General features: G+C 43.1%; 16 protein-coding genes. 9 read left to right on the top strand and 7 right to left on the bottom strand.

The features are described 5' to 3' along the window. From ACEYCN_RS09390 to ACEYCN_RS09360, 7 genes are all read right to left on the bottom strand, one after another. Window positions 1-235: ASCH domain-containing protein (locus tag ACEYCN_RS09390; protein ID WP_373714016.1), on the bottom strand; the 235-nt coding region annotated here is incomplete at its 3' end. A gap of 37 nt (window positions 236-272) precedes the next feature. Continuing rightward, window positions 273-857 carry a DJ-1/PfpI family protein gene (locus tag ACEYCN_RS09385; RefSeq protein ID WP_373714015.1) on the bottom strand — a complete coding sequence of 195 codons (585 nt, stop codon included), beginning with the start codon at window positions 855-857 and terminating at the stop codon, window positions 273-275. Then, window positions 858-1,100, bottom strand: coding sequence for a DUF3977 family protein (locus ACEYCN_RS09380; RefSeq protein ID WP_373714014.1), 243 nt, complete (start codon window positions 1,098-1,100; stop codon window positions 858-860). Further along, window positions 1,097-1,795 (bottom strand): 3-oxoacyl-ACP reductase, encoded by a 699-nt coding sequence (locus ACEYCN_RS09375; protein WP_373714013.1) that lies wholly within the window; start codon window positions 1,793-1,795, stop codon window positions 1,097-1,099. Before ACEYCN_RS09375 ends, ACEYCN_RS09380 begins: the two co-directional genes overlap by 4 nt. Next, window positions 1,788-2,024 carry a DUF2829 domain-containing protein gene (locus ACEYCN_RS09370; RefSeq protein WP_018030290.1) on the bottom strand — a complete coding sequence of 79 codons (237 nt, stop codon included), beginning with the start codon at window positions 2,022-2,024 and terminating at the stop codon, window positions 1,788-1,790. Before ACEYCN_RS09370 ends, ACEYCN_RS09375 begins: the two co-directional genes overlap by 8 nt. 95 nt (window positions 2,025-2,119) lie before the next feature. Continuing rightward, complete coding sequence (locus ACEYCN_RS09365; RefSeq protein ID WP_373714012.1) at window positions 2,120-3,265, bottom strand: tyrosine-type recombinase/integrase; 1,146 nt, start codon at window positions 3,263-3,265, stop codon at window positions 2,120-2,122. A 770-nt stretch (window positions 3,266-4,035) separates the two neighbouring features. After that, window positions 4,036-4,692 carry a helix-turn-helix transcriptional regulator gene (locus ACEYCN_RS09360; RefSeq protein WP_373714011.1) on the bottom strand — a complete coding sequence of 219 codons (657 nt, stop codon included), beginning with the start codon at window positions 4,690-4,692 and terminating at the stop codon, window positions 4,036-4,038. 152 nt (window positions 4,693-4,844) lie between these two features. Here ACEYCN_RS09360 and ACEYCN_RS09355 point away from each other — a divergent pair, with 152 nt between their 5' ends. The 9 genes from ACEYCN_RS09355 to ACEYCN_RS09315 all read left to right on the top strand — a co-directional run bounded on the left by ACEYCN_RS09355 (window position 4,845) and on the right by ACEYCN_RS09315 (window position 7,986). After that, a complete protein-coding gene (locus ACEYCN_RS09355) occupies window positions 4,845-5,033 on the top strand; it encodes a helix-turn-helix domain-containing protein (RefSeq protein WP_373714010.1) in 189 nt (62 codons plus the stop codon). Between the two features lie 16 nt (window positions 5,034-5,049). Beyond that, the gene (locus tag ACEYCN_RS09350; protein ID WP_373714009.1) at window positions 5,050-5,676 is read left to right on the top strand and encodes a Rha family transcriptional regulator; all 627 of its coding nucleotides are present in this window, start codon (window positions 5,050-5,052) and stop codon (window positions 5,674-5,676) included. 16 nt (window positions 5,677-5,692) lie between these two features. After that, complete coding sequence (locus tag ACEYCN_RS09345) at window positions 5,693-5,980, top strand: hypothetical protein (protein WP_373714008.1); 288 nt, start codon at window positions 5,693-5,695, stop codon at window positions 5,978-5,980. A 306-nt stretch (window positions 5,981-6,286) separates the two neighbouring features. Further along, window positions 6,287-6,577 (top strand): hypothetical protein, encoded by a 291-nt coding sequence (locus tag ACEYCN_RS09340; RefSeq protein WP_373714007.1) that lies wholly within the window; start codon window positions 6,287-6,289, stop codon window positions 6,575-6,577. Window positions 6,578-6,613: 36 nt separating this feature from the next. Next, entirely contained in the window at window positions 6,614-6,817 is a 204-nt protein-coding gene (locus tag ACEYCN_RS09335) for a hypothetical protein (RefSeq protein WP_373714006.1), read from the top strand. A 12-nt stretch (window positions 6,818-6,829) separates the two neighbouring features. Next, window positions 6,830-7,066, top strand: coding sequence for a hypothetical protein (locus ACEYCN_RS09330; protein WP_373714005.1), 237 nt, complete (start codon window positions 6,830-6,832; stop codon window positions 7,064-7,066). Then, on the top strand, window positions 7,063-7,395 hold the full coding sequence (locus ACEYCN_RS09325; RefSeq protein WP_373714004.1) for a DNA-binding protein: 333 nt from the start codon (window positions 7,063-7,065) through the stop codon (window positions 7,393-7,395). The genes ACEYCN_RS09330 and ACEYCN_RS09325 overlap by 4 nt, the downstream gene beginning before the upstream one ends. Beyond that, window positions 7,388-7,660 (top strand): XRE family transcriptional regulator, encoded by a 273-nt coding sequence (locus ACEYCN_RS09320; RefSeq protein ID WP_373714003.1) that lies wholly within the window; start codon window positions 7,388-7,390, stop codon window positions 7,658-7,660. Before ACEYCN_RS09325 ends, ACEYCN_RS09320 begins: the two co-directional genes overlap by 8 nt. Beyond that, a complete protein-coding gene (locus tag ACEYCN_RS09315) occupies window positions 7,657-7,986 on the top strand; it encodes a head-tail adaptor protein (RefSeq protein WP_373714002.1) in 330 nt (109 codons plus the stop codon). Before ACEYCN_RS09320 ends, ACEYCN_RS09315 begins: the two co-directional genes overlap by 4 nt. Window positions 7,987-8,014: the final 28 nt, after the last annotated feature.

Below are 8,014 nucleotides of genomic sequence, written 5' to 3'. Positions count from 1 at the left end.
TAATGGCAACCGCCTGTCCCTGACCATCCAGGACCACATCTAGATCACCAACCTTGGGCAGTTCTTCCTCGTAATGGACATATTCATCATATGCCGAGGCCGTTGCTGTCTTGACTCCCTTGGCCACCAATTCCGCCAGCAAATCTGGTGCAGCCCCAAAGGCCCAGGCTTCTGGCTCAGGACCAGCAAGTGGATTGATTTTCTTATATTGATTCCAACATTCTTGTGGTGTCATTGTAATCTCCTTAACAGTTACCTAAGCGAAATCGTCCTTATTTAGAGTCAGACTGCCAATGGTATTCTATCTTGTGGGCGATATCCTTGGCCTTACTTTGGCCAAATTGATCGCTAATAAAGCCCAAGACCATGTCTATCCCTGCCGACACTCCTGAAGACGTGTAATATTTGCCATCAACCACCCATCGAGCTTGTCTAACCCAATCTACTTTTGCATTGGTGGAAGAGACCCAATCAAATGAGCACTTATTGCTGGTGGCCCTACGACCGTTCAAGAGTCCAGTTTCAGAAAGCAGGACCGCTCCTGTGCATACAGATAAGACATAGGTTGCATTCTCAGCATAACTTTTTACATAATTAATAAAAGAAGGCTGCAGATAAACCTTTCTTGTCCCTTGTCTCCCAGGAATGAGCAGAATATCGCAGGTTTCTCCTAGGGTCATTTTCTCTGTATCCAGGTTTAAACCAACCTTATTTTTTATGCTTCCGCCAAACTCGGAAACATAACGAAATCGAACCTCATCTAAAAAAGATAGCAACTCGATCGGTCCAAATAAATCTAGGGGTTCAAACCCATCAAACACTAGAACGACTACTTCTAACTTTGTTGTGCTGCTCATTTAAACCTCCGATACAATACCTAAAATAAACTTGGTGGTTTTGCGGTTTTTCCTTGTCCTTTTGAATCCTTCCTTGCTGTCGCATACCCAGACGGATTTTCCCAGCCACATTCTTAGATATAGTGAAACTGGCTTGATCTTGCCAACAATTCCTTTCATTTCAAATTCACTGCCATCCGCATGTTCAAATTCAGTCCGCACCAAGTGATTGTTTCCAAAGCCAAATTCTATGTATTTTTTCATTTCAAACTCCAGCCCCCATCCATCTTGATGATTTCGCCCTGCAGGGCCTGCATCTTGCCTGAGGCGAGAACCAGGGTCAGCTCTGCGATTTCCTGAGCTTGAATCCAGCGTTTGATGGGGGTTTCCTCTGCGACCCACTCTGCTAAGCCGCCTGTCTCAAAATCCTTGGCTGTCATGGCCGTTTGGACGGCACCTGGGGCCAGGCCAAAGACCTGAATCCCTTGGTCCGCATAATCCAAGGCCAGCTGCTTGGTAAAGCCTGCCAGAGCGTGCTTGGAAGCCGTGTAGCTTGAACCGCCACCACCAGCCAAGAAAGAGGCGATGGAGCACATATTGATGATGATGCCGGACTTTCTTTCCAGCATCGTTGGTAAATAATGGCGGCAAATCTGGCTTGGCGCAAAGAGATTGACCGCAAAAATTTCTTGCATCTGGGCATCCGATTGCCCCAAGAGGGGCTTGTAGTCATCCAGGATGCCAGCTGTATTGCAGATAATATCCACATCAGCCAGCCAGTCAAAAAGGGGCGACAGCTCATCCGTCAAATCCAGCTGCAAAAAATGAAAATCCCCTGTCAAGTTGGGTTTTCTAGCCTTATCAACACCGTAGACCTGATACCCTTTTTCCAAAAAAAGACTGGCCTGGGCCAGACCGATACCGCTGGAAACGCCTGTCACCAGCACCCGCCTAGTCATGGACTTCCACCCAGTCTTCCGCTAGGACGTCGCAGGGAGTCGGGCTCCACATGGAAAAGCCCTCGCCGTCGCCAGAAACGTTGATGAGGAAGTAGGGAGTGGCCTCCAGCTTGACTCCGTCCACTTCGATGCTGTCAAAAAGCTGAACATAATTTTCAGCCCCGCCCCAGCCAGTGCGGACATACTTTTTCTTGGCCTTGAGGCCGGGTAAAATCTCTTCAAATGTCATGGTTTGCTCCTTTGTTGTCTATAAACGTTGATTTAATAAGGTTTCTGTAACCTTGGAATGAGTTGCTTTGTCTATTTGTGGACCTTTTTGTACACCTATAAGCTATTGATGGCTTTTTCAAAGTATGAGACAGCCTCTTTTTCCTTGTCATTTGATAGGTGGCCGTAGATGTCCATGGTCATGGCCAAGGTAGCATGACCTAGGCGGTATTGTAATTCTTTGTAGCTGATACCAGCGTTTAGCAAGAGACTAGCGTGGGTATGGCGGAAGGCATGGAAAGTAAAGCGAGGGCAGCCAATTTCTTTCAGCCGCCTATCGAGGCTTTCCTGCCTGGTGGCCATGTTGGGATAGTCCTTGGTTGGAGTTGCAAAGACTACTTCAGGGGCACGCGCTCCGACTTCCAGATATAGCCGCCTTTGTCTATTCTTGTATAGCCGCAGCATGTTACAGGTTCTTGGGTCAATACTGATCACCCTAGTACCTGCCTTACTCTTTGGCGTGCCTATGAGTTTTAATAGCCTACTGTAATTCTTGGTAATGCTGATGGTCCTTTCCTCTAGGTCAATATCTGACCACTCCAGGGCTACCACTTCTCCAAATCGGCAACCAGTGGCCAGCAATAGGCTATATAACACATATTCAAAGAAATAGCTATATTTCCTATTGGCCAGCTTCTCCATATGGGCCATTAGGGCCTTTAAGTGTTCGGGGGCTATGAACTTTATAGCCTTATTCTCGGGCTTGGGCACTTTTGGCAATATCACATCTCTGGCTGGATTGAATGGCAAGAGCTGGAGAGATACACCATACTGCAGAACCCGCCTATTTATCGAATGAACCACCCCATAATGAACATAGCGACTAGACAGGTCATTGATGAAGCCTTGAATATAGCTAACCGTCAGCTTATTGGGTTTCATGGCCCCAAAGGTTGGCATAAGATGATTATGCAGCATTCTCTTTGTCGCTATAAAGGTCTGGGGCTTGACTGTAAGCTGGTAGCTGTCTAGCCATAACTCGGCCAGCTCCTGATAGGTTTTGACCTCTACCATCTTTTTGACCGTTGAGCCGTTTTTGATAAACTCAATAGGCGCGTGCTTGGCCTTCTGCTTCACCTCTTTTCTTGTCCGACCCGTAACATTGGTCTTGACCTTCTTCCCAGTTACCTGGTCAACTCCTAGATAGACACTGGCACGGTATACGGTGCTGCCATCCTTCTTTTTGATTTCGTTTATTTTCATGATCATAAACCTTTCTAACATCAGCAGGCAAGCCGTAAAGGTTTTATATCATGCGTAGGGTTACGAAACGGCCCTATTTTCGTTTGTTTGGAGTTAGCAGGGTAAAATATACCCCTAAAGATTAAAATGCGAATACGGGCTTTTTAGAGCGTTTGACAGGGTGGAGAAAATTTTGATATGATAATACCGCCCTCTTGGGATAGAAAGGGGGTGAAAGTCCATGCTGGAAAACTTTCTAACGCTATTTCTTGCACCTTTGCTTGTCGCTATCCTGGCAGCATTGTTTGAGTATTGGCTCAACTCACGCAAGAAATAACCCCTAGGGCATAGCTTGAAATAGCTAAGAGCCAAAAAGAAAACCCTCAACGCTGCAACGTTGGGGGCTTTTTTTGTGTCCATGCTGGATCACTTTCTAACTTGTAAGGCTATTATACCCCCTTTCTTATTCAGTTGTCAAGGTTTTATATTTCTTTATGCGGTATTAGAGGGCCCTAGAATACAAAAACGTAGGTTTATATCAAAAGTATTACGTTTTAGAGTGGATTATATCCCTTGCTAACAGTTGCGGATGACGATAGTACCACGCGCCTGAAAGTAAAAAGCTTAGTTTTGTGAACTAATGCCATTCATTATCTAGCTATTGAGTATAATCATATTTTTCCCCCATAATGACTACTAGAGAGCGCCTGAGAGAACTTGCAACATCATGGCAGGGTAAATATACCCGAGGAATGATTGAATGGGTTGAGAGGGCTACGGTGGCGCGTGGGTTAGGAAAGCCTGATGGGACTAGATGACTCATCATTACCAGTTTCAATAAAATCATCACTCTGATAATTGGGGCTGGAAGATGAACTAATTTTACCGCCTGATAAAACCACTTTTCGCTTAAATAACTCATTATTAAAATCAATTAACCAAGACATCACTCGTTCTATTTCCCAATTATACGAACCAGGTTCGATAATACCGCTTTCCATCATATAACTTCGCAATCTATCCAAAATCCGATTAACAAGCATTGATTCTGTCATCATCTCATCAACCAGCTTTATATCATTTATTTTTTTAATTGCATTCAGCATAGAGTAGTCAGTTTTAAAAGACTGATTTGGGTCTAGACCTTTGTTGAGGTTTATATAATTACTAACGGATTTTCTTGTATTTTCGTCTGAAATATCCTCTAATTTTATTTGCTTTGTCATAACCTTTGTAGCAAGTTCCATGACATCGTCAACTGTGGCATACCCCAACAGATACCCGACACTTACCCCGAAATGTTTTGCTAGTTTTTCGGCATTCTTTTTCCTAATTGAACTTTCCCCATTCTCCCACTTTTGAAGAGTTCGTAAGTTAACACCTATTTTTTTGGCAAGTTCGTCTTGAGTTAATTTGTTTTCTTTTCTCAAAATTTTAAGCTTATTCATATGTTTTAAATACCTTTCATGGCACATTATACCATAAAAACAAAAAATATGAATTATAAAGCCGTTTTTTTCTTGACAACGACTTTTAAGTGCGTTAAAATCTAAAGTATAGCAAAAAACGGTTTTTAAAGCCGTAAAAAGGAGGTGGACAAATGCTAATAACGGAAGACCATGCTAGAAAAGTACGGCGCAAACGTGCAGACTTAATGCTAACGAAAAAGGAAACGGCTAAAAAGCTAGGTATTAAGCCTCAAACATTGACAAAAGTAGAGCAGGGCAACTATGACGCACCAAAACGAATTTATCAGTCTGTTATGGATTGGCTTTTGGAAGACTACTAGAAAGGAGCAGGCAAACATGGAGCTGGTTTACATGGACGGCCGGAAAGAGCCGTATACATTGAGCAGTATTATTTCAGATAATGCTGAAATAACTCATCACGCAGTGAAAGAACAAATTAGAAAGCACTTATCGGAGCTTGAAAAGTTCGGAAAGGTTGCATTTAAAATGACACCTTTAGAAAGTGGACAAAGTAAACGAGACTACATTCTAAACGAACAACAAGCGACTTTACTCATTACATTCTTGAGAAATACCGCACCCGTTATTGCTTTCAAGTCAGCATTAGTCAAAGCATTCTTTGAGATGCGGGACGAGGTGGCAGCATTTCGCTATCAGAGGGCCCTAGAAAAGCCTAAGCGCAAAACTCTACACGACAGTATAGAGGCATGGCAGGAAGCACCAAAACACGCGCATAGCACGGTTACAAACCTCTTGCTAAAGGGTACTGCTGGAATGAACAAAAAGCAGTTAGTAGCCAGTCGTGGCGGTAAGACAGGCATTGACAGCCTAACCAGTCAAGAACTGATCAGATATCAGGCCCTTGAAGATATGGCCATAGCTATGATTAACCTTGGCATGACCTATCAGGACATCAAATCCATGGTATTCAGACCAAAAGAAAACGCACCCCAGGGCGCGTGAGAAAGGCAGGCAAGCAATGGCATATCTACCAGAAGAACGAGAAACAGTCATCAACTATGATGAACTGGAAGACTGTTGGTACTTTGAAAGTAACGTACGTAGGCACGTTACCCAGATATTGAAAATGGAGCATGCGTTTGAAAGCGTAGAGAAAGAAATAGAAAATGATTTCTGTATCTACGTGAGGGCGAAACTTTCAAACCTAGAAGATTTTTCGGTCAATCCGTTTGTTAAAAACAAGAGGAAAATGTCCGAATTACAAAAACAAACTTTAGAAAAAGCGCGCAAATCAATTCTACGCTAAATATCATCTATTGTAGCAAGCGAAAATCAACTTGAAATATCTCTCTAGGGTATTTATACCAGAGAAGAAAACAAACTCTGAAAAATGCGCAGGAAGCAACGTTACAGAGAAAAAACAAAAAAAGGCTTTGACAGCGACCAAACTTTCAAGCCTTTCACACTATCAAACTAAAACACAATCAGTAGGCAAGCCGTAAGGGTTTTAGTAAAAGCATTTATTACATTGTATCACAATTTTGTGATGATGACCAGACGGAGAGGGTCATCTCTTAAAACTGACAAAGAAAACAAACCGAGGTAAAAAATCATGAGAACAAAACAAACTAACAAAGAACTAGCGCTCACAGTTAAAGAGATTAAGCAGCAAGGGGTAGAAATTACCAGTGCAATGACAAGATTAGAAATGATTAAAGCCCTTTCTAACTCTATCATGCTTTCTAGAGATAGCGGAGCAAACAATACCATTCTGACGCACCAAGTAAACCAATTCTTATCTTTGGTATACGATCAAATGGATATTTTATACAAAGACTTGGATGATGTCGCTTCCCGCTTGCTTACTTGTGATGATAAGAAAGAACTGGAGGCCTCCAAATGACAGATAAAGCTAGTAAATACTGTCAGGAGTTAAGCCATGAATGAGATTACACTGACCGCTGAACAAACTTTGGCCCTTATTGCCCTACTGCTACCGCTGACTATTTACCTATGGCATCATTTAGGCACCTATCAACTTGATATTGAGTCTAAAATCGAGTCAGAGGGTAAAGATACCCGTAAGCTAACAAATGCGAACTACGGGGCCTATATTCAGCTTGCTGGGCGCTACTACAACTAGAGGTGAAAGAAAATGACAGATAAACCAAATTTTGACCTGGCCAAATCACGCGCCGAAAACTTTGGCCCATGGCTAAACGAGGCTTTCCAAACTATGCTGAATTTTTCCCTTGAAGATAAATTTGATTGTTACACCATCGAGGAGCAGAATCAGCTAGAGCGAGTTCTGGAGGTCTTAACTGATTTTTCTGATATGTGGGAAAAAGGCCAGATTATTGTATCCAGCAAAGAAAGAGAGGCTGCCAAATGACAGAACTTGAAAAACGTATTTTGAGGCTTATCCCAGTAGGTGCTGCCCAACCACGGGCAGGGCGCTATATTGCTGAACTGCTGGGCTTGGATATCCGCACACTACGGGACCATATCCACCGCCTTATAGTCCTCCGTGGCATTCCTATTGTGGCCAAACGTGGGCTAGTCAGTGGGTATTATATCCCAGCTAATGACACCGAACGCCTGGAGGGTATCCGAGAACTAAAGGCCCAATACAACACGGAAGGCAAACGCCTTGATGTACTCATCAGCGCTGACCTTGAAAGCTATAAAGAACTGCTAAAGGAGGGGGCAGGAAATGTTTAGCTTAAGTAAAGAAAGCGAGCAAGACCTGGCCCATGGCGTGCTAAAGCTAGTAGGAAGCTACCTGGAGGCGCGTGAGAAGGTCAAACCGAGGACCTTAGGGCTAATCACTGCCCAGCAGGTCAAAGACGAATTAGGGATAAAATCCAAGACCTTGAAGCGCTGGGAGGATAACGGGCTAAGGCGTTACCATCCACCACTAGAGGACACTAGGAAAGTCTTTTATAGGGTTAGTGATATTCTGATATTTTTGGGGGTAGAAAAATGAATACACGCAAAATGAACACACGCATTATTTTTTTTTCAAAAACAGAAGGACAAAACGAGGACGGAGAAGTCGTAAACGGCGTCCGTAATGATGTCTATTCTTGCTGGACTGAAGTAAAAGGAAGTTCTGTTAAGGAGTTCAAAGCAAGCAGGGAGCTGGATAGCTACAAAGATGTAAAAATTTTTATCACCCGTTACCATCCAAGGCCTCCCTTTGATAATTCAATGTTTATAGATTTCAACGGTATGGAGTACAAGATAACTGAGATTGAAATTGATTATGCTGCAAAAGAGACTATCATGATCAAGGCGGTTAAAGTATCTTGAATATATTTGGAAGTGGAGGAATTGTAGG

This window comes from Streptococcus sp. (genome assembly GCF_041802885.1).
Taxonomy (GTDB): Bacteria; Bacillota; Bacilli; order Lactobacillales; family Streptococcaceae; genus Streptococcus.
This window is presented reverse-complemented; position numbering and strand designations above follow the sequence as displayed.

What these genes read in the sequence shown, in the direction of transcription:
- ACEYCN_RS09385 (WP_373714015.1), bottom strand. Translation starts at nt 857, where the DNA reads ATGAGCAGCACAACAAAGTTAGAAGTAGTCGTTCTAGTGTTTGATGGG.
- ACEYCN_RS09380 (WP_373714014.1), bottom strand. Translation starts at nt 1,100, where the DNA reads ATGAAAAAATACATAGAATTTGGCTTTGGAAACAATCACTTGGTGCGG.
- ACEYCN_RS09375 (WP_373714013.1), bottom strand. Translation starts at nt 1,795, where the DNA reads ATGACTAGGCGGGTGCTGGTGACAGGCGTTTCCAGCGGTATCGGTCTG.
- ACEYCN_RS09370 (WP_018030290.1), bottom strand. Translation starts at nt 2,024, where the DNA reads ATGACATTTGAAGAGATTTTACCCGGCCTCAAGGCCAAGAAAAAGTAT.
- ACEYCN_RS09365 (WP_373714012.1), bottom strand. Translation starts at nt 3,265, where the DNA reads ATGAAAATAAACGAAATCAAAAAGAAGGATGGCAGCACCGTATACCGT.
- ACEYCN_RS09360 (WP_373714011.1), bottom strand. Translation starts at nt 4,692, where the DNA reads ATGAATAAGCTTAAAATTTTGAGAAAAGAAAACAAATTAACTCAAGAC.
- ACEYCN_RS09355 (WP_373714010.1), top strand. Translation starts at nt 4,845, where the DNA reads ATGCTAATAACGGAAGACCATGCTAGAAAAGTACGGCGCAAACGTGCA.
- ACEYCN_RS09350 (WP_373714009.1), top strand. Translation starts at nt 5,050, where the DNA reads ATGGAGCTGGTTTACATGGACGGCCGGAAAGAGCCGTATACATTGAGC.
- ACEYCN_RS09345 (WP_373714008.1), top strand. Translation starts at nt 5,693, where the DNA reads ATGGCATATCTACCAGAAGAACGAGAAACAGTCATCAACTATGATGAA.
- ACEYCN_RS09340 (WP_373714007.1), top strand. Translation starts at nt 6,287, where the DNA reads ATGAGAACAAAACAAACTAACAAAGAACTAGCGCTCACAGTTAAAGAG.
- ACEYCN_RS09335 (WP_373714006.1), top strand. Translation starts at nt 6,614, where the DNA reads ATGAATGAGATTACACTGACCGCTGAACAAACTTTGGCCCTTATTGCC.
- ACEYCN_RS09330 (WP_373714005.1), top strand. Translation starts at nt 6,830, where the DNA reads ATGACAGATAAACCAAATTTTGACCTGGCCAAATCACGCGCCGAAAAC.
- ACEYCN_RS09325 (WP_373714004.1), top strand. Translation starts at nt 7,063, where the DNA reads ATGACAGAACTTGAAAAACGTATTTTGAGGCTTATCCCAGTAGGTGCT.
- ACEYCN_RS09320 (WP_373714003.1), top strand. Translation starts at nt 7,388, where the DNA reads ATGTTTAGCTTAAGTAAAGAAAGCGAGCAAGACCTGGCCCATGGCGTG.
- ACEYCN_RS09315 (WP_373714002.1), top strand. Translation starts at nt 7,657, where the DNA reads ATGAATACACGCAAAATGAACACACGCATTATTTTTTTTTCAAAAACA.